Source organism: Ectothiorhodospiraceae bacterium 2226 (genome assembly GCA_013348725.1).
GTDB lineage: Bacteria > Pseudomonadota > Gammaproteobacteria.
Genome location: CP054689.1, coordinates 2836458 through 2856378 on the forward strand (window position 1 = coordinate 2836458; position 19921 = coordinate 2856378).

Below are 19921 nucleotides of genomic sequence, written 5' to 3' on the forward strand. Positions count from 1 at the left end.
TAGTTGGTCACATGGGAAGACGCCGATGGATACCACCATCGTGTCGCTCGCGGAAGCCAAGGCGCGCCTGAGCGAGCTTACCGAGCTCGCCGCGACCGGCGAGACGGTCATCATCACCAAGCGGGGCAAGCCGGTCGGGCGGCTGTCGCAGGCCGACCGACCCCGGCAACCGGTGGACAAGCATGCGCTGGCGCGCCTTACCGCCTCGATGCCGCCGCAGGAGGAGAGTGCGGAGACGTTCATCCGCGCCGTTCGCGATGACGTGCGCTATTGATGCTTTACTTGGATACCAGCCTGCTGGTGGCCGCGCTCACCAATGAAGCTCGTACGAGCGATATGCAAACCTGGTTGGCCGCGCAGGACCCGGAAGCACTGTTCATCAGCGAATGGGTGATCACGGAGTTCTCGGCGGCCCTCTCGGCGAAGGTGCGCGTCGGCCACATCGGCGCCTCGCATCGCGCGGACGCGCTCGCCGTATTCACCGCCTTGACCGAACGTAGCTTCGGCGTGCTCGCCGTGTCGCGTGCCGAGTTCCGTGCCGCGGCGCGCTTTGCCGATCAGCACGCTATCGGGCTGCGGGCGGGCGACGCCCTCCATCTCGCTGTTGCCGCCAACCACGGCGCGCGGCTGTGCTCGCTCGACCGAACCCTGGTGAACGCGGGCGATGCGCTCGGCGTCAGCACCGCCTTCCTGTAGTTCGTCGAACGCGCCATGTTCACCGAACATCACCCGACGCTGGCACGGTTGCTGGACGACATCCGGCCCAAGACGATCTTGGTGGTGGATCCGCACGCAGAGCCCCTGCCGAGCGCGGCGGGCACCGAGGGAGCGCGCATCACGCATGTCCGAGCAGACCCCATGAGCGCGGTAGAAGGGCTAGAGCGCTTCGACTTCGGGGTGGTCGCCAACACGCTGGAGCGCCTGGATGCCAAGGCCGCCGGGGCGCTGCTCGCCGGTCTGCGCGACCTCCATTCCGGGCGCTTCGTCGCGCTGGCGCCGATCGGCGCGGGCTGGCAAGGAATGGCGAGCGTTTGGGAGGAGAACGACCTCTTGGCCTTCGGCATGACGCTGATGGCCCGTTACCAGGTCGCCCAAGGGCCGCTCGCGCTCTATCACTTCAACCTCGCCGACTACAAAACCACGCCGGACTGGCTCAACAGCCGCTACTGGGCCCACCCGGAGCGCTGGGAGCCGTAGGAGTCGCCGTAGAGGCAAGAAGCCCTTATCTGCTCGCGAAGTGTGAGCTGCGGATGATTCGATGGTGCGCCTATGCTCCGCGCCCCCCAAACAGCGACGACGTTGTAGGGCGCCATAAGCGCAGCGCATCGCGCCATGGGCCTCGCCGAGGTACACCTCCCCCGACTTTTCGCGCCGCAGCCGGGGATCTGGACCTATAGCGCCCTGGGCACTTCCCGGCGCGATGCGCCGCTGCGCGGCTTATGGCGCCCTACATTTGCGTGGTCTTAATGCATCATATAAGATTCATAATCTCGTCGGATGAATCGTATATTATTCATGTCAAGCTATAGTGCGCCCCCGACCGTGACCCGTCGTCTGCAACGCCTCGGCAGGCTCATTGCCGCCGCGCGCCGCGCGCGGGGCTTCACGCAGACCCAGCTTGCCGAACGGGCCGGCACCTCGCGCCCAACCATAAACAGGGTCGAGCAGGGGGCGGGGAATGTCGCCTGGGGCACGGTCATGACCCTCTGCTGGCTGCTCGATTTGCCGAGCGACCCGGATGCGCTCAGTCCCGACAGGCAGGCGGAACTGGCGGTCGCCGGGCGCGGCCGGCGGGTTCGCCCCCGGGGAGGGCTGAGCGATGACTTCTAAGGTCGGTGCAACGTCCGCATACGTTTGGTTGTGGCTGCCAGGCGCCGACGAACCGGTGGTTTGCGGGCGCGTGACGGCCGATGGACCGGGTGCAGACGCGGTGCATCGCTTCGTCTACGGACGCTCCTACCGTGCCCGCGCGCAGGCGATCGCGCTCGCCCCGCACGCGCTCCCGCTGCGCGAAGGTGAGCAGGTCACGCGGCGCGGACTGCCCGGCGTACTCCGCGACGCTGCCCCCGATGCGTGGGGGCGACGGGTGCTGGCACACCGACTGCGCTACAGCGCAGAGCGTGCCGACACGGACCTCACGGAGATCGATTACCTGCTTTTGTGCGGCCAAGCCCCGGGCGCCCTTCATTTCCAGACCACGCCCGAGTCTTATACGGCGCAGGCGGAAGGCGCGGCGAGCCTGGAACAGCTACAGCAGGCGGTCGCGTCCGTCGAGGGGGGCGAACCTCTGACGCCCGAACTCGAGCTGGCGCTACTGCACGGGACGAGCATCGGCGGAGCGCGACCCAAGGCCTTGTTGCGGGCGGGCGACGGCCGCCGCTTGATCGTAAAGTTCAGTTCCTCTGCCGACATCCACCCCGCAGTGCGTCTTGAGGCCCTTGGGTTGGCGCTGGCACGTGCGGCGGGCATCGAAACGGTGCGCGCCGAGCGGTTACAGATTCTAGGCCGAGACGTCCTCGCGATCGAGCGGTTTGACGTCACCGACGATGCACCCCCGCGGCACTTTATTAGTGCCCTGACCGCGCTCGACCTGGATGAGATGGAGGCGCGCTACGCCGGATACCCGGCGTTGGCTGACTTTTTGCGCCGCTATGCCGAGGACGCACTGGGGGCATGCCGCGAACTGTACCGCCGCCTGTTGTTCAACATCCTGATCGGCAACACCGACGATCACGCGCGAAACCATGCGATCTTTTGGGACGGCCGGTTTGCCTCGCTCACGCCGGCCTACGACATCTGCATCATCCCGAGGCTGGGCTTGGAGGCGAGCCAGGCGATGGAGGTCGGGGGCGAGGGAAAGCGCGCGACGCTGAAGAACGCGTACTCCGAATCGGGGCGGTTCGGGATCGACGCCGTCACCGCCCGCGCGATGGCGCGGGAGATCGAGGACGCGATTCGCGCACACTGGGCTGCGCAGTGCGATCAGGCGTCCGTCCCCGAGGCGCTAGCCCGGCAACTTTTTGAGCGCACCGTACTTTCCCCGGCCGTGCACTATTGACCGTACAGCGCCTGTTCCTTGCCCGGCGCCCTCCGGCGCGATGCGCCGCTAACGCGGCTTATGGCGCCCTACGGTTGGGTTGTAGGGCGCCATAAGCGCAGCGCATCGCGCCATTGGCGCTGGACGCGCCCACTGCCCCGTCCGTTTCGCGCTGCCTTGCAACTTCAGCGCCTGTTCCTTGCCCGGCGCTCTCCGGCGCGATGCGCCGCTAACGCGGCTTATGGCGCCCTACGGTTGGGGTTGTAGGGCGCCATAAGCGCAGCGCATCGCGCCATGGGCGCTCGTTCCGGCCACCGCGCCCCCGGCGTTCTCCGGCAAGAAGAGTACCCCCGGAGCTGAGCGCGGATATCGGTACGATCCGGCCGCGCTAAGGAAGGTCTGAACAACGCCATCCTGGCGTTGCCAGACCGCGCAAAGCGAAAAGCGTGATTTTCACTTTGCTTCGTGATCAACGGCTTCCAGCCGCCGATCACGGCGGCACCTCCCTGTGCCGAGGGAAGCTCTGATGAATCAGAGCTTCCCTAACGCGGCCGCTTGGCGATCTGCTCGCGCGCCAAGGCGAGTCCGGCGCGCGTCAGAAAGGCTGAGCGGCTCTCGTTGCTGGCTTTGGCGGCCTGGTCGATCGCGCGCAGGGCGCCAGCCGGTACCGTGAGGTTGATGCGTTGCGCGGGGCCCTGCAGGCGCGCGACATCGATGTCGAACAGCATCCACACGCCGCCTTCGAACCGGGGATCCTCGGCCAGGCGTTCCAAGGGCGTCGGTTCCGGCACGGGGGCGTCTTCCCCTTCGCAGTAGACCTCGACGGCTTCCTGAATGGCCGCGGGCAGATCCTCCCAGCTGTCGGCCGCGGAGTAGCAGCCGGGGAAGTCGGGAACGATCGCGCCGTGGGCGTGGGTCTCATCGCCCGGGTGCACGTATACGGGATAGAGCATGGCTTACCTCCAGTCCCACCCGGCTTGCCGGAAGATGCTGCGCAGCGTGCCGGTGGGGATGTCCTTGCGCGGGTGCGGCACCACCACGTGGCCGGGGCGCTCGGGGTGCTTGTACTTCGCGTGGTCGCCTTTGCCGCCGACCCGCTTCCACCCCTCGCGCTCGAGCCGTCTGATGATATCCGGGCTCTTCATGGTGTGTATTATACATACTCAGAGCCCACGCAACGGGGGGGGGCGGCCGATCCGGCGCGCCCGCCGACTCCTTCCGTTTCGCACTGGCTTGCACTTCAGCGCCGGGTTCCTTGCCCGGCGCCCTCCGGCGCGATGCGCCGCTAACGTGGCTTATGGCGCCCTACGGATGGGGTTGTAGGGCGCCATAAGCGCAGCGCATCGCGCCATCGGCGCTGGTCGTGCCCACTGTCTCGTCCGTGTCGCGCTGCCTTTCACTTCAGCGCCCATTCCTTGTCCGGCGCTCTCAGGCGCGATGCGCCGCTAACGCGGCTTATGGCGCCCTACGGTTTGGGTTGTAGGGCGCCATAGCGCAGCGCATCGCGCCATGGGCGCTGGTCGCGCCCACCGTCCCGTCCGTTTCGCGCTGCCTTGCACTTCAGCGCCCGTTCCTTGCCCGACGCCCTGCTGGAGCGAACGGTGCTGTCTCCCGCCGCCTACTACTGAGGGCCGGTACCCGCTAGACCGCCGGCGCCACGGGCTCACGAGCGCCCCGCATCCGCGGAAAGCACCGAACCGTGCGCTACGGCCATCCCAAGATCCGTGGCCTTTGCTATACAATGAGTTGTTTCAGGATGAACACCGGGGGGATGGATGAGCGGGGAATCCTGCTTCAAAGCCTATGATATCCGCGGCAAAGTGCCGGATCAGCTGGATGAGACCCTGGCCTACCACATCGGCCACGCCTACGCGGAGGTGGTGCGCCCCGAGGGGCCCGTGGCCATCGGTATCGACGTGCGGCAAACCAGCCCCCAGCTCGCCGCCGCCCTCACCCGCGGGCTCAACGACGCCGGTGTGGACACCCGCCAGCTCGGCCTGTGCGGGACCGAGACTGTCTACTTCGCCGCCAGCCGCCCCGGCATGGGTGGCGGCATCATGGTCACCGCCAGTCATAACCCCATCGAATACAACGGCATGAAGTTGGTGCGCGAGGACGCGCGCCCCATCAGCGGCGACAGCGGCCTGCGCGACATCGAGAAGCTCGCCCTGGCGGGCCACCGCCACGCCGCCGAGCGGGTAGGGCAGGACGAAGCCCTCGACGTGATGGACGATTACGTCCAGAAGGTGCTTTCCTTCGTCGACGTCGAGCGCCTCAAGCCCCTGCACCTGGTGGTGAACGCCGGCAACGGCTGCGCCGGCCCGACCTTCGATGCGATCGCCAAGCACCTGCCGTTCAAGGTCACCCGCATCCACCACGAGCCCGACGGCACCTTCCCCAACGGCATTCCCAACCCGCTGCTGCCCGAGAACCGCGAAGTCACGGCACAGGCCGTGCGCGAGGCCGGCGCCGATATGGGCATCGCCTGGGACGGCGACTTCGACCGCTGCTTCTTCTTCGACGAACGCGGCGAGTTCATCGAGGGCTACTACCTCGTCGGCCTGCTCGCTGTGCAGATGCTCAAGAAGCACCCCGGCAGCAAGATCATCCACGACCCGCGCCTCACCTGGAACACCATCGACATGGTGACCGAAGCGGGCGGCATCCCCGTGCAGAGCAAGACGGGCCACGCCTTCATCAAAGAGCGCATGCGCGAGGAAGACGCCGTATACGGCGGGGAAATGTCCGCGCATCATTACTTCCGCGACTTCGCTTATTGCGATAGTGGAATGATTCCGTGGTTGTTGGTGGCTGAGCAGGTAAGTGAGAAGGGCAGGGGACTCTCCCGCTTGGTTGAGGAGCGCGTGCGCGCGTATCCATGTAGCGGAGAGATCAACTACCGGGTGGCAGATGTTGGCGCCACCGTCGAGCGTGTGCTGGAAAGCTATGTGGCGTCGGACCTTGCGACAGACCGCACGGATGGGGTCAGTGCGGAATTCCCCAACTGGCGCTTTAACATTCGCGGCTCGAACACCGAACCGATGTTGAGGTTGAATGTAGAGACGCGGGGGGCTAGCCAGCTGGTGAGCGAGCGCGTTCAAGAACTGAGCAAGCTAATTGGCGGAGCGGCATAGGCGATCGAAAGCTCCAGTCTCTGTTTGGTTCAGCTAAACGAGCTCAAGATCTCACGCCAGACACGTCAAGAAGCGATATGCACTCTCATCACAAAGCGGCGAAACCTCTCCGTACTGCCTTTAAGCTAACGGGAGCTGCTTCTGCAGCTCGGCCGTTCACGCAGCGCGATGACGAACAGACTAGCAAGGCTATGAAGGTCGTTTTCTTGTCCAAACCAGCGGGAAGTGGGTGGTGGTCTTACTCGACATCATGCAGCAGACACAACAGTTCTGCCTGCGTACCTCCTGCATCTCCTAAGGGGGTGAGACGAGGGGTGGATCAATCACTACCGCGTACCGTTCGCTCTTTTTGCCAATGGGGAGCCACATCCCAGGGCAGTAGGCGGGAAGGAATGCAACCAAGCTCTAGCAGCTCAATCTGATGATGCCGAATGAGTAACGACTGGCCCATCGCGAAACAACCGTTGGTGTTCGAAATGGATCAAGATGCGCGACCATTTGTGGCGGAGCGGTCATCCGAGTGACCCTCACAGTGACGAGATTGCCACCCGCAGTGCTCCGCGCGACTGGCCGAGTATGGCGGAGTTGTTTTGCTCGAAGTGTGGCGGTGGTCGCTTCCGGAACGGCCGGGGCACAGGCCATCACCATGGCCTTCGCTCCACTCATAACGCGCATCTATGGGCCGGAGGCTTTCGGCCTGCTGGGCACGTTCATGGCCATTGTCGCCGTTGCGATCCCCGTCGCCGCGCTGGCCTATCCCATCGCTATCGTCCTACCGCGCGAGGATCGCGATGCCCTGGGCCTGGTTCGGCTGTCCGCCGTCCTGTCGTTCGCGATCGCCCTTTTGGCGGCCGCCGCCCTCTGGACGGGTGGCGATTGGCTGACAGCGACCCTCGGCGCGGAATCCGTAGCGGGCTTCCTGTTCCTGATCCCACTGGCGATGCTGTTCGCCGCCTGGATGCAGATCGCACAGCAGTGGCTGATCCGCAAGAAGGAGTTCGGCGTGGTCGCGCGTTCCGCTGTCGCTCACTCGCTCATTCTGAACACGGCTAAGAGTGGGATCGGCTGGCTGCATCCTGTAGGGGCGGTGCTCATCGTGCTCGCCACGTTGGGCCAAGCCCTGCACGCCGGGTTGCTGTTCATCGGCGCCCGCCGCCGGTACCAGGGTTGCGCTGCGGAGCGAGAGGAGGGATCGAAGGCCCCGTTGAAGAAGTTGGCGTACCGCCACCGTGATTTTCCGCTGTACCGGGCCCCGCAAAACTTCATCAACGCTGCCTCGCAGAGTCTGCCGGTGCTGATGCTGGCCGCGTTTTTTGGGCCTGCTGCTGCAGGGTTCTACACGTTGGGGCAGATGGTGATGGGCATGCCCAGTGCCTTGGTAGGCAAGGCAGTTAATGACGTGTTCTATCCACGCATTACGGAAGCGGCCCACAACGGCGAGAACCTGCCTCAACACATTGTGCGCGCCACCGGCGCACTGCTTGCCATAGGAATTGTGCCCTTCAGTCTTGTGGCGATGTTCGGTCCTGGGTTGTTTAGCCTCGTCTTCGGCGGAGACTGGGCGCACGCCGGAGAATATGCCCGTTGGCTGGCGCTTTGGTTGCTCGCAGCGTTTATCAATCGGCCTAGTGTTGCGACGATCCCGGTCCTGTCCCTCCAGCGCGGCTTCCTTGTATATGAGATCGTTAGCGTTATTGTACGGGCAGCAGCGATTGTTATGGGTGTTTCGCTCTTCCACAGTGATGTGGTCGCTATCGCTCTTTTCGCTCTCGTTGGCGTGGGTCTGAATCTTTTTCTTATCGCATGGGTGCTGAGAATTGCATACGACTATGAGAGCGCCAGAGAACATGGGCATACCTGAAGGCGGGTCCGGAGATGAGGCAGCTGATCCAGTGAGGCTCGGTCAAAACCTTCGAGACCGCCTTTTGCCGTTTGGCTGGTTCGAGGACCAAGGGAACGATTCAGTTAGACTGGTGACTGACCACGCGGGCAGCACGCCGTTGTACTACGCGCAGCATCAGGGGCGGGTTCTAGCTGGGCGGAGCCCCTTGGGAGTCTCTCAGCAAATGGAAGATCCGCGTTTGGATCCGGTTTCGGTTGCGGACTTCCTCCTGAACGGGACTGTGTGTTACCCCTTCACTTTGTTCAGTGGCGTCTATGCCGCGCCTCCTGGTGCTGTTACCGATGTGACGCCTGACGATATCCAGTCTGAAGTATATTACCGTCCGGATGAGGGCGAAGATGGCGCGCCGCTGCAAATGTGGGGGATGCGGTTGCGTGAGCAGGTACAGAAGGTCCTCCTGGTGGGTTTAGAAGGAAAGCGTAACATCAAAGTCCTTTTCTCTGGCGGTGAGGATTCGCGTGCCGTCGTGAGTTTGTTGCCGCCCGATGTTGAGTGTGAGTTGGTTACCTTCTCCGATGGTTATAACCGCGAGGTAAAACTAGCGGAGCGAGCCGCGCGTGCCCTCGGCCGACCATTGAGGTTCGTAAGGCGTCCCGAAGGGTTTTATCGTCAGGATATCCGCGCGCGCGCTAGACTGATAGGTGGAGTTTCGGATGTTCGGCATACCCATGTCTATGGGGTTCTTGCAGACTCCCTCGGTGACGCCGACGCGATTGTCGGCGGGTTTATGTCTGATAGCTTGTTTAAAAGCATGCTCGTGGCTAACGCCTCTAGGACGTTAAGAAGGATAGGTCCGGAAACGCTTACAAGTGACTTTTCGACGACTCCGGTTGGGATCGCCGATGCCAAGCAGGCGCGCTGGCTTGATCCAGAGGTGGCCTCGTGCGTTGTTGAAAGGCGTAATAGACACCAAGATCTGCTTGCTGAGTTCAGACCCCGCTCTGCGGTGAACTGGCATTGGCTGTGGCCTGTAGGGTGCCACCATGAGCAGTTCGCGCATTACTTGGCTGTACAGAACCTTGGCCGCACCGTTGTCGAACCTTTTCTCTCACCTCAGGTATACGCGTTGGCGGCCAGCATGCCAGATGAGGTTCGTGTGGACCGAAAGGTGTTCCGTGCAGCGTTCGGGTCGCCCATGGGAAGGGCGGGATGGTTGCCTACGAGCTCTGGGCGCATACCAAGACTGGGCGGTTACGCAGGGCATTACGTTGAGCTCGGTACGGTTGTTTATCGTCGCGCTGGGGATCGTGCGGCAAACCTTGCGGCACGCATCGTCGGACGGAAGCCAATCAATCAAGGGGCTTGGAGCGGAGATTACGGCGCCTTCCGAAACGGCCTAGCTGGGGAACTCTCCGGCAACCAGTTTGAGCGAGCCCGCGAGTTGGTGAATGCGATCCTGACCGCGAAGGAAGCAAACGCATTTTTCAAGCCGGGTGGTGGTGACGCTCCGGACCTGGCTCGCAACCGGCTTCTCCAAGTCGCGTACTTGATGGACGAATAGCAGATGAGTGCCAAGCAAGTGGACAAGTCGCACTACGAGTTCGGCAGGTATATCCACAAGCGCCGTTGGGCGAGTATATGGCACCAGCTCGACGAAGTGCTCAATCTGAATCCTGCGCGCGTCCTGGAGATCGGTCCTGGGCCTGGCGTCTTCAAGTCAGTGGCTGGTACGTTCGGGGTTCACGTTGAAACGCTCGATATCGACCCGGAGCTTAAGCCTGATCACGTTGCATCCGTCTTCGCTATGCCTTTTGCGGATGGTGCTTTTGACGTTGTATGTGCCTTTCAGATGCTTGAGCACCTGCCGTTCGAGCAAAGCCTAGAGGCGTTTTCTGAGATGGCACGTGTCGCCGAGCGTGCAGTTGTGATTTCGTTACCGGATGCCGCGACCCGTTGGCCGGTGTCCATCTACCTGCCTAGGATCGGCACTGTGCAGTTCTCACTTCCCAAGCCGCGTTTGCGCAGACCGCCCCACTCGTTCGACGGGGAGCACTATTGGGAGATTAACAAGGCGGGATATGAGCTTAGGTCAGTTGAGAAGTTGCTCGTGAAGCAGGCGCCAGTAACGCTAAGTAAAAGCTTTCGTGTGCACGAAAATCCTTATCACCGTTTTTTTAGTTTCGCCAAGAAGAGGTCGTAAGCCCTTCGCAAAATGCGTGCTGCTCGGAGACACTAGGATTCCATACGTGGTGATATGTTGAGATATTCTTTGATCATTCCGCACTTTAACGACTCGGACCGGCTGGAGCGCTTATTGAGAACGGTGCCGGTGGGGCGTTTGGATCTGGAAGTAATCGTGGTGGACGATTGCAGTCCGGATCAGTCCGTGCTTGATGCGCTGAAGGCGCGCTGGGCGAGGGTTCGGTGGCTTTCTACTAGAGATAACGCCGGTGCGGGCGCTGCTCGCAACGTCGGCCTTGCGCACGCACAAGGCGAGTACTTGGTGTTCGCTGACGCTGACGACGAGTTTATTGCGGGGGCGTTCGATGTGTTTGATCAGCATGTGGGTCCCGACGACGATCTTGTGTATTTTCTTGCTCAAGCGGTGCAGGAAGTGGACGGGTCGCGCTCGAACCGCGCAGATCGGATGAATGCCCTGTGTACGGCCTATCTTGAAGAGCCAAACGAGAGCACGCTCAAGCGCCTGAAACTCGGCCATGGAAACCCGGTCGCAAAGGTCTACTCGCGCCGGTTTATAGAGAAGCGGGGGGTCAGGTTCGAGGAAACCCGAGTTAGCAACGATGTGGCGTTTAACGTGCTGGCGGCAGTGCAAGCAGAGCATGTGCGTGCCGTTCCGGTGGCGGTCTATCGCGTTTTCCGACGGGCCAAGAGCATGACTGCGGATCCAGGGCCTGTTGCGTTTCTCGAGCGTGTCCGCGGCCAGGCCCGCCTCGCAGGCGCCCTTAAATCGCTCGGAATTGAAGAGCTTCCGTCCGCAACGGGTTGGATGCTCGTATCTTTGGCTTACGGTCCGCTGACGGCGTTCCGGACATGGCGGATCTGCCTCAGATCAGAGTTGCGAACTGACATTTCACGGATATTTCAGGCTTCTCGCTGGCGGCGCTTCATGCAAAACCGTTCCGCCGACCAAGCGGAAAAGAAGAGTGCGGATTGAGGCATCATCCGCAGCATTCGCGTCCTGTTGATAGTGTCAGTCCGATCGACCCCTTTTGGCGCGTTTAACCGTCGTGCAGACGGATTGGACGGAAGCGTTTGGGCGAGTAATAGACTGAACGGCCAGTCCTGGGAGATCTAGTGTTGCGTCAGCGAGAAGAGTGCCGCGAGCGGAGCGGGGACCCGAGTGGACGGCGCCTGACGGTGGTCCATTTATCAACTGTACATTCAGAGCACGACACGCGGATCTTCGAAAAGCAATGTGTAGGTCTCGCCGCAGAGGGACATTCGGTCACACTGGTCATACAGTCGACACAGGATTGCGATCGGAGGGGGGTCCGGATCCGCGCTCTATCGCCTACTAAGCGCCGGGTTCGCCGCATGACCGTCAACGCGTTGAGGGCGTTAAGGATTGCGTTAGAGGAAAGGGCGGACGTGTATCATCTGCATGATCCAGAACTACTTCCCGTGGGGCTCGCCCTGCGTATGGTTGGGCGGCGCGTCGTGTACGATATGCATGAGAACGTGCCCAAGCAGATCCGCACCAAGCATTGGATTCCTCAGTGGATGCGAGTACCTATTGCGGCTGCCGTTTCCAGCGTCGAACGCCTCACACTCAACCACATGGCCGTCGTTTGCGCCGAGCGGTCGTACCTTTCGGATTATCAATGGGTTCGGCGGCGCGAGTTGGTGCTGAATATGCCGTCGTTAGAGGTGCTAGAAACTATCGCGGAGTTGCCCGCGGAGGTCCCGACGATCGGGTACATCGGTGGCGTTACGAAGGATAGAGGGGTTCTGACGGTGCTGCAGGCAGCAATCGACCTTCGCCACGATGGCTTGCGGGTGAACTTTGAATGCGTCGGGCCCGTCGATGATGACGTTGCGGCAGATGATCGTTTTAGGGCCGCCATCGCAGATGGCTGGCTTCGCGCTCCGGGTCGGCTGCCGCCCCAAGACGGCTGGAGGCGCATCGCGCGCTGTCATGTTGGCGTAGCGGTGCTGAGGCCGTTAGAGAATTACGTCGATTCCTACCCGACGAAGATGTTCGAGTACATGGCAATGGGGCTTCCTGTTGTTGTATCCGATTTTGCATTATATCGGCAAGTGGTAGACCAGCATGACTGTGGACTATGTGTGGATCCGGAGAATGTGCAATCCGTTCGTCAAGCCCTCGAAGCGTTGCTGACCGATGCCGAAAGGGCGCGGGCGCTCGGCGAGCGCGGGAAGCGTGCCGTGCACGAGCATTACAGTTGGAAAGGAGAGCTTCAGAAGCTTACGGACTTCTATCGAGGTTTGTTGGAGTGACCCAGCGTTCGTTCGGGGGGGCAGCGCCGCGCGAGCGAGTAGAGGGCGTTCCGCCAGATATACATATGCGAGGGGGCGAGGGAATGGGCCGCCTCGCAGCATGGCTCGGCGCTCTCGCGCTCGTGAGTGTGTACATCAGCCCGCGGCTTGGGGCGCACGTAACCGCGACCGATCTCCTTTTGGTGCTAGCTGCACTGGTGGTTCCCTTCGTTCTTCCTAGACTATGGCGGATCTCGGGCGGGCTTCCGGTCCTGCTTGGAATTGCGTTTCTCGTATACGCCTTCCTTGTGACCGTGGCAATGTATCCCATCATTGGCACATCCGTAGTCCGTTCGTCGCTGTTTGGCGCACGCCTGATCGAGGCGTTCGTAATGTTCGCCATAGCGGTCTACCTAGGCTACACGAGACCACGCCTCTTCCTCTCCGCCGTGGGATTGGGCGCGGGAATTGTTATTGTTTATGGCTTGTTTCAGATAGTGACGGGCCGATTTTCTGGTTATTACGGTTATATCGGTCTCCTTGGAGAACGCGGGCCCTCGCAGGCGGGGGCAGTTATTTACCTCACGTTCGTAAGTCTCCTGTTTCTCGGTTACCTTTTTCGCCGCGGGATGTTCACCTTAGGTGCGGTGCTCGTCATCTTCCTTCTTGTGGGAACGATATCCCGCACCGCGCTCGTCGCCCTGGTAGCTGTATCAACTGTTGGGCTCGTGGTTGTCTGGCTGGCTGGAAGTCGGCGTCTTGCTTGGTATCAACACCGCATTACCTTGTTGTTGTTTCTCGGGGTGTTGATTTCTGGTGCTGCAGCCATCCAGTTTCTGCCGGACCTTATGGACCGGGTCGCCCATCGGGCAAGTGCTTCGGATAGTGGGATCTCGATACGGATGGCCAAATGGCAGGGCCAGATCGATCAGCTGAACGCAGTTAGCCCGCTGCTGTGGCTGAGCGGCGCCGGCCTTGGTTCATATCAGCACCTCGCGCAGAAGGAAACCACGCGACTCGGGTTGGACTCGCAGTACATGTGGCTGATGATGGAGGTAGGAGTAGTCGGCGCGCTACTGTGGTTGGGGTGGCTCGGGACGATCATTCTTCGGATCTACCGCTGCAACCCGCAGATCGGGCACTTCGCCTTCTTGATGCTTTTTGGAATGCTCGTGATGGGCATAACGCACGAAATATTCTTGGTGGGTAAACCATCGATGCTTTTCTTCGCTTTGCTGGGAGGCGCGCTTGGCTTGGCGGCGCAAATGAGAGAGGCCGGTCAACACCATGAGCTATCGCCCCTGCGTCGCGTAAGCGGCTGGGGAAGGTCTGTGTGAGCTCACTAGATGCATGGCGGCACCGTGTTCTTGGCTTGGCGCAAGTGGTTTACCTACCGCTTCGAGACGGGTGCTTGGGCGACTCTGGTAGATTCGTTTCCAGGGCAAGGTCGGGCGCGGCATCGGGTTTCTGGTACGGTTTCTGATGAGAATTGTCTATCTTCATCAATACTTTAACACTCCCAGTATGCCCGGGGGGACGCGTTCCTATGAAATGGCGCGGAGGCTCGTGAGCAAGGGGCACGAGGTCAATGTCATCACAAGTTCACGCGACACGAACTCCTGCGGAACGGGCTGGCGGGTAACGCGGGAGAGCGGGATATCCGTACACTGGTATCCTGTGCCGTACTCGAACAGCATGGGGTTTTCGCAAAGAGTTAGGGCGTTTGTTCAATTCGCTCTTGCCGCAGCTCGGCGGGCGGGGCGCATGGATTGCGACCTCGTATTTGCAACTAGTACACCTTTGACAATAGCGCTTCCCGCGGCGTTTGCGGCAAGACGCAGGGGCGTCCCCATGGTGTTCGAGGTGCGTGACCTATGGCCCGAACTGCCGGTTGCTATTGGAGCGCTCAAGAACCCAGTCGGAATCATGTTGGCCAGGATGCTGGAGCGTTTCGCGTATAGGAATGCGCGTCGTGTGGTCGCATTGTCTCCCGGGATGCGCGAGGGGGTCATCAAGGCGGGCTATCCCGCGCGGCATGTCCACGTTGTGCCAAATAGCTGTGATCTTGATTTGTTTGAGCATGCGGCAGACGGCGGCCACCGCTTCCGCCGCACTCTAGATTGGCTTGGGGATCGGCCGCTGGTTCTGTACGCGGGGACGCTGGGTGCTATCAACGGCGTCGGCTACTTGGTGGAAGTAGCGGCAGCAATGAGAGAGATTCTACCCGAAGCGCGCTTCTTGATCGTGGGGGAGGGTCGAGAGGAACAAACCGTCCGATCCAAGGCACGTGAACTAGGTGTTCTTGATGAGACATTGTTCATGATGTCAGCAATGCCCAAGGACAGGATGCCCGAGGTGCTTGGGGCGGCTGATGTGGCAGTGTCCCTCTTCATTGATCTTCCCGAGATGTGGGCGAATTCGGCGAATAAGTTCTTCGATGCTTTAGCTGCGGGACGCGCGGTGGCGATCAACTACGGAGGATGGCAGGCGGAACTGCTGACGTGCAGTGGCGCGGGCGTAGTGCTACCTCCCAACGACGCACGTGTGGCGGCTGAGAGGTTAGCGGGCTTGCTTGGCGATAGGGATTCATGCAGGGAAGCCGGCCTAAAGGCCCGCCAACTCGGGGAAGAAAGGTTCTCTCGGAATCGGCTGGCTGACGAGTTGGAAGCGGTATTGCTGGAGGCGGCGAGTGGGTCCGCATGATGTTTGCAAACGGCTGTTTGACTTGGTCATCGCCGTGACGTTGTTGGTGGTTTTCGCGCCGCTTCTCTTGATCTTGGCGCTGACCGTTTTGGCGATACTAGGGCGGCCGGTGTTTTTTGGACAGGAGCGCCCGGGATTGAACGGCGGACTATTCACAATGTGGAAATTTCGCACCATGCGCGAGACGCGTGACGCAGCGGGGCGCTTGCTACCTGACGAGGCACGGCTCACGCGGTTTGGACGCTTCCTTCGCTCCAGCTCACTCGACGAGCTACCAGAGCTGTTCAACGTTTTGAAGGGAGATATGAGTTTAGTAGGTCCGCGGCCACTACTTCCGGAGTACCTGTCTCTGTATTCGCAGGAGCAGGCCCGGCGCCATGAAGTTCGCCCGGGGATCACAGGATGGGCTCAGGTTAACGGCCGTAACGCCGTCGATTGGGACGAGCGCTTTCGCCTGGACGTTTGGTATGTCGATCATGCTTCGCTGTGGTTGGATCTAAAGATCCTGTGGCGGACTCTGGTGCTGGTCGTGCGGCGCGAGGGCATCTCTGCGGAGGGGCATGTGACGATGCCACCGTTCAAGGGGCGTGATGAGGCATGAGCAAGCTCCATATATTGGGTGCAGGGGGCCACGGCAAGGTGGTGGCGGATGCCGCGCTTGCTGCGGGCATGGCGGATGAAATCGTGTTCTACGATGATCGATTTCCGACGCTCACGACGGTGGGCGCATGGCCTGTGGTCGGCCGTTTAGAGGACGTGCCGGAAGGCGGACGAGACCTTGCAGTGGTGGCTCTTGGTGACAATGCGTTGCGCATGCGGATAATCCAACAGCTGGCGGAGCGGGATGCCTCGCTTGCGCGCGTTGTTCATCCGTCGGCCGCTATTAGCCGCTCAGCAACTCTTGGGGAGGGTAGCGTTGTTCTGGCGCAAGCGGTCGTCGGGCCGGATGCGGAACTAGGGAGAGGCTGTATCGTGAATTCGGGGGCGACGGTCGATCATGACTGCAGGTTGGGCGAGGGCGTGCATGTTGCGCCCGGCGCGCACTTGGGGGGCGCCGTAGTGGTCGGACGCGAAACGTGGATTGGCCTCGGCGCTAGCGTCATCGAGGGACTGCGGATTGGGGAGCGATGTCTGGTTGCGGCGGGCGCCGCAGTCGTACACGACCTTCCCGACCAATCACGTGTCGGGGGCGTTCCGGCTAAGGCGCTCGGATCGGCGGGGGCCACGGGGGAATGAACAGCCGTGAGGTAAGTTGGCCTGTGTTTGGGCTTGAAGAAGTCGACGCCGTCGTCGGCGTACTTCGGTCCGGGCGCGTCAACTATTGGACCGGCGAGGAGGGGCGCCGCTTCGAGCATGCCTTCGCCGCGTTCGTTGGTGCACCCTACGGGATCGCCTTGGCAAACGGTACGGTCGCCCTGGAACTGGCGCTGATCGCCGCGGGTGTGGGTCCCGGTGATGAAGTGATCGTAACGCCGCGCAGCTTCATGGCTTCGGTCAGCGCTGTCGTGCTCTCGGGCGCTCGGCCGGTCTTCGTGGATGTGGACCGAGATAGCCAGAACATGACCCCGGATACGGTGGCTGCGGCACTGACTCCTCGGACGAAGGCAATCCTGGCGGTGCATCTGGCAGGTTGGCCGTTCGACGCGCCAGCGCTGCGGTCTCTTGCGCAGGCTCACGGCGTGTATTTGATTGAAGACTGCGCGCAGGCGCATGGCGCGCGCATCGCGGGGCGCTGTGTCGGGAGTTTCGGCGACGCGGCCGCCTTCTCCTTTTGCCAGGACAAGATCATGACGACAGGGGGCGAGGGAGGCATGTTGTTGCTTCAGGATGAGGAGCAGTGGCGTCGCGCCTGGGCTTACAAGGACCACGGGAAGAGCTATGCGGCCGTCTATGAACGGGAGCACCGAGCGGGTTTCCGCTGGCTTCACGAGTCCTTCGGGACCAACTGGCGCATGACGGAAATGCAGGCGGCCATCGGCCGCGTCCAACTCAGCAAGCTCGCGGGATGGTTAGCGACTAGGAAGCGCAACGCTATGTTGTACGCGGAACGGCTGTCCCAGGTGCCGGGGCTGCGGGTGCCCCTGCCGCCGGAGGGTGTCGAGCACGCGTGGTATAAGTTCTACTGCTTCGTGCGGCCTGAGGCTTTGCGATCGAGTTGGAGTAGGGATCGCATCTTGGCGGAGATCCGGTCCGCGGGTATCGAGTGCTTCACGGGATCCTGTCCGGAGATCTACCTGGAAAAGGCCTTCGAAGGTACAGGGCAGCGCCCCGAGCGGCGGTTGCCCGTGGCGCAACAGCTTGGCGAGACCAGCCTAATGCTGGCGGTGGACCCAACAGTCACAGAGTCTGATGTGAATCGTGCTTGCGATGGGATCGCGGATGTTATGCGCCGCGCGTGTCGTTAGCTCTCGATAGGTCGTCAGAACGGCCGCCCGGAAGTCTCCTTTTTATCGTGGATGCCACCGTCACCTTAGTCGTGCGCCTGCGGCATGGTACGCGCTGGAGCGAGCCGCATCGGCGCCACGTCTACCAACGCGTGGCGCGGCGCTGGGGCAGCCACGGGCGCGTTACGACGCTCTATACAATCATTAATATGGTATGGCTGCTGCCGTGGGCGCTGTTGGCGTGGACGCAGCCCGCGTGGGGCGCCCCCGCCGCACTGGCGGCGCTCGCGCCGCTGGCATGGTGGGTTTGGCGCGAGGGCGCCGGGCGTCCGGTGGACGAAACGCCGGGGGTTTCGGGGCCTTGAAGTCAGCGTCTTATACACACTGACGATGGCTTCGTGGATATGTATAGAATCCGTATTCTTCCACGCCTGCTTTTGCCCACCCTCATGCGATCGTCCGTGGGTTTTCCAGCGGTGGCGGTCACAGCGCCGGTGGAAGAGCCGCTCGGCGGCAGCGTCGGCGCCGGCTGATGTTCTATACTCTGGCGGCGTAACGCCTGTTCTAGGGATGGATCCGTTGGGGGGGAGTAATGAAAGTAACGATTTTTGGGTCGGGTTATGTGGGGCTCGTGACGGGCGCCTGCCTGGCCGAAGTGGGTAACGATGTCCTGTGCGTGGACATCGACGAGCGCAAGATCGAGATGCTCCAGTGCGGCGAGGTGCCGATCTTCGAGCCGGGGCTGGACGATCTGGTACGGGCGAACGCCGCGGCGGGGCGCCTGTCCTTTACCAGCGACGTGGCCGCCGGTGTGGAGCACGGCCTGTTCCAGTTCATCGCCGTAGGTACGCCGCCGGACGAGGACGGCTCGGCGGACCTGCAGTATGTGCTCCAGGTGGCCGAATCCGTCGCCCGCAATATGCAGGACTACCGCGTGCTGGTGGATAAATCCACAGTGCCCGTGGGCACGGCGGACAAGGTACGCGAGCGGGTGGCCTCGGTGCTGGCCGAGCGCGGCGCGGCGCTGGAGTTCGATGTGGTGTCGAACCCCGAGTTCCTGAAGGAAGGCGCGGCGATCGAGGACTTCATGAAGCCCGAGCGCATCGTCATCGGCACGGACAATCCGCGAACCACGGAACTGCTGCGCGCGCTTTACGCGCCCTTCAACCGCAGCCATGACCGCCTGATCGCCATGGACATCCGCTCGGCGGAGCTTACCAAGTATGCCGCCAACGCCATGCTGGCCACCAAAATCAGCTTCATGAACGAGCTGGCGAGCCTGGCTGAGCTGGTGGGGGCGGACATCGAGAACGTGCGCCGGGGCATCGGCTCCGACTCGCGCATCGGCTATCCGTTCATCTATCCCGGCTGCGGTTTTGGCGGCTCCTGTTTCCCCAAGGATATCCGTGCCTTGGCGCACACCGGGCGGCAGGTGGGCTTCCGTACCGAGATCGTGGACGCCGTTCAGGCGGTGAATGACCGGCAGAAGTCGGTGTTGGGCGAGAAGATCCGCGCGCACTTTGGCGACGATCTCAAGGGGCGCACGTTCGCGCTGTGGGGCTTGGCGTTCAAGCCGAATACCGACGACATGCGCGAGGCGCCGAGCCGCACCCTGATGGAGACGTTGTGGGCGGCGGGTGCGCGCGTGCAGGCGCACGACCCGGAGGCGATGGAGGAGGCGCGGCGGATCTATGGCGACCGCGACGACCTGGTGCTGTGCACCAAGCCGGAGATGGCGCTGGATGGCGCGGATGCTTTGGTGGTGGTGACCGAGTGGAACGTATTCCGCAGTCCGGACTTCGACGCCGTGAAGGCGGCGCTCAAGGAGCCGGTGGTGTTCGACGGTCGCAACATCTACGACCCCGCGCGGCTGGGGCGGATGGGCTTCACCTATTACGGCATTGGGCGCGGTGAGCGGCTGAAGCCGGTGGCGGGGATGGCGGCGCAGGGGTAGCGGCGGTTCGGAGCTGGGATGTTGCTCTGGCGCGCGGCTAGTTTTCCGTAGTAGTGCGGCAGGCTCGCACTATTTGTTGAGGTCGGTGGCGCAATGCGCTGCGCTTATTGCGCCCTACGGGCTATTCCGGCATTGGGCGCGGTGAGCGGCTGAAGCCGGTGGCGGGGATGGCGGCGCAGGGGTAGCGGCGGTTCGGCGCGGGGGATGTTGCTCCGGCGCTCGGCGATTGTCCGTGGTCGAGCGTCTGGCTGGTGATATTCGTTGAGGTTGTTGGCGCGATGCGCTGCGCTTATTGCGCCCTGCGGGCAGCTACGGGGCGGGACGGTCGCGCGCGAGTCCGGATTTGGGACGGGGTTGCGCTTTTGGGGCGGCGGGCTTTGCCGTCGGCGACTATATGAGAACAGAACA

The 19921-nt window shown here is 62.2% G+C and carries 20 protein-coding genes; 18 read left to right on the forward strand and 2 right to left on the reverse strand.

The window, feature by feature from the left end; all coding sequences use genetic code 11:
- Positions 1 to 25 precede the first annotated feature (25 nt).
- The 5 genes from HUS23_13730 to HUS23_13750 all read left to right on the forward strand — a co-directional run bounded on the left by HUS23_13730 (position 26) and on the right by HUS23_13750 (position 3058).
- A complete protein-coding gene (locus HUS23_13730; GenBank protein ID QKT04795.1) occupies positions 26 to 274 on the forward strand; it encodes a type II toxin-antitoxin system prevent-host-death family antitoxin in 249 nt (82 codons plus the stop codon).
- Positions 274 to 696, forward strand: a complete 423-nt coding sequence (locus tag HUS23_13735; GenBank protein QKT04796.1) for a type II toxin-antitoxin system VapC family toxin — start codon at positions 274 to 276, stop codon at positions 694 to 696. The genes HUS23_13730 and HUS23_13735 overlap by 1 nt, the downstream gene beginning before the upstream one ends.
- 15 nt (positions 697 to 711) lie before the next feature.
- Positions 712 to 1197, forward strand: a complete 486-nt coding sequence (locus HUS23_13740) for a hypothetical protein (protein QKT04797.1) — start codon at positions 712 to 714, stop codon at positions 1195 to 1197.
- 318 nt (positions 1198 to 1515) lie between these two features.
- Positions 1516 to 1830, forward strand: coding sequence for a helix-turn-helix domain-containing protein (locus tag HUS23_13745; protein QKT04798.1), 315 nt, complete (start codon positions 1516 to 1518; stop codon positions 1828 to 1830).
- A complete protein-coding gene (locus HUS23_13750) occupies positions 1820 to 3058 on the forward strand; it encodes a type II toxin-antitoxin system HipA family toxin (protein QKT04799.1) in 1239 nt (412 codons plus the stop codon). Before HUS23_13745 ends, HUS23_13750 begins: the two co-directional genes overlap by 11 nt.
- 521 nt (positions 3059 to 3579) lie before the next feature.
- Here the strand turns inward: HUS23_13750 and HUS23_13755 are convergent.
- Complete coding sequence (locus HUS23_13755; GenBank protein ID QKT04800.1) at positions 3580 to 3990, reverse strand: type II toxin-antitoxin system HicB family antitoxin; 411 nt, start codon at positions 3988 to 3990, stop codon at positions 3580 to 3582.
- A 3-nt stretch (positions 3991 to 3993) separates the two neighbouring features.
- Positions 3994 to 4182, reverse strand: coding sequence for a type II toxin-antitoxin system HicA family toxin (locus tag HUS23_13760; GenBank protein ID QKT04801.1), 189 nt, complete (start codon positions 4180 to 4182; stop codon positions 3994 to 3996).
- Positions 4183 to 4812: 630 nt separating this feature from the next.
- Between HUS23_13760 and HUS23_13765 the strand changes: the two genes are divergently transcribed.
- From HUS23_13765 to HUS23_13825, 13 genes are all read left to right on the forward strand, one after another.
- Positions 4813 to 6171, forward strand: coding sequence for a phosphomannomutase (locus HUS23_13765; GenBank protein ID QKT04802.1), 1359 nt, complete (start codon positions 4813 to 4815; stop codon positions 6169 to 6171).
- A 553-nt stretch (positions 6172 to 6724) separates the two neighbouring features.
- Complete coding sequence (locus tag HUS23_13770; GenBank protein QKT05096.1) at positions 6725 to 8032, forward strand: lipopolysaccharide biosynthesis protein; 1308 nt, start codon at positions 6725 to 6727, stop codon at positions 8030 to 8032.
- Positions 8033 to 8237: 205 nt separating this feature from the next.
- Entirely contained in the window at positions 8238 to 9575 is a 1338-nt protein-coding gene (locus HUS23_13775; GenBank protein ID QKT04803.1) for a hypothetical protein, read from the forward strand.
- A 3-nt stretch (positions 9576 to 9578) separates the two neighbouring features.
- Positions 9579 to 10214, forward strand: a complete 636-nt coding sequence (locus HUS23_13780) for a class I SAM-dependent methyltransferase (GenBank protein QKT04804.1) — start codon at positions 9579 to 9581, stop codon at positions 10212 to 10214.
- 54 nt (positions 10215 to 10268) lie between these two features.
- The gene (locus HUS23_13785) at positions 10269 to 11189 is read left to right on the forward strand and encodes a glycosyltransferase family 2 protein (GenBank protein ID QKT04805.1); all 921 of its coding nucleotides are present in this window, start codon (positions 10269 to 10271) and stop codon (positions 11187 to 11189) included.
- Positions 11190 to 11329: 140 nt separating this feature from the next.
- Positions 11330 to 12493, forward strand: coding sequence for a glycosyltransferase (locus HUS23_13790; protein QKT04806.1), 1164 nt, complete (start codon positions 11330 to 11332; stop codon positions 12491 to 12493).
- 83 nt (positions 12494 to 12576) lie between these two features.
- On the forward strand, positions 12577 to 13809 hold the full coding sequence (locus tag HUS23_13795) for a hypothetical protein (protein QKT04807.1): 1233 nt from the start codon (positions 12577 to 12579) through the stop codon (positions 13807 to 13809).
- Positions 13810 to 13954: 145 nt separating this feature from the next.
- Positions 13955 to 15175 (forward strand): glycosyltransferase family 4 protein, encoded by a 1221-nt coding sequence (locus HUS23_13800; GenBank protein QKT04808.1) that lies wholly within the window; start codon positions 13955 to 13957, stop codon positions 15173 to 15175.
- Positions 15162 to 15776: a sugar transferase gene (locus tag HUS23_13805; GenBank protein ID QKT04809.1), complete on the forward strand. Its 615-nt coding sequence runs from the start codon at positions 15162 to 15164 to the stop codon at positions 15774 to 15776. Before HUS23_13800 ends, HUS23_13805 begins: the two co-directional genes overlap by 14 nt.
- Positions 15773 to 16411, forward strand: a complete 639-nt coding sequence (locus tag HUS23_13810) for an acetyltransferase (protein QKT04810.1) — start codon at positions 15773 to 15775, stop codon at positions 16409 to 16411. The genes HUS23_13805 and HUS23_13810 overlap by 4 nt, the downstream gene beginning before the upstream one ends.
- On the forward strand, positions 16408 to 17580 hold the full coding sequence (locus tag HUS23_13815) for a DegT/DnrJ/EryC1/StrS aminotransferase family protein (GenBank protein QKT04811.1): 1173 nt from the start codon (positions 16408 to 16410) through the stop codon (positions 17578 to 17580). The genes HUS23_13810 and HUS23_13815 overlap by 4 nt, the downstream gene beginning before the upstream one ends.
- 47 nt (positions 17581 to 17627) lie before the next feature.
- Positions 17628 to 17924 (forward strand): hypothetical protein, encoded by a 297-nt coding sequence (locus tag HUS23_13820; protein ID QKT04812.1) that lies wholly within the window; start codon positions 17628 to 17630, stop codon positions 17922 to 17924.
- 227 nt (positions 17925 to 18151) lie between these two features.
- Positions 18152 to 19513, forward strand: a complete 1362-nt coding sequence (locus tag HUS23_13825; protein QKT04813.1) for a UDP-glucose/GDP-mannose dehydrogenase family protein — start codon at positions 18152 to 18154, stop codon at positions 19511 to 19513.
- The last annotated feature ends 408 nt before the right edge of the window (positions 19514 to 19921 follow it).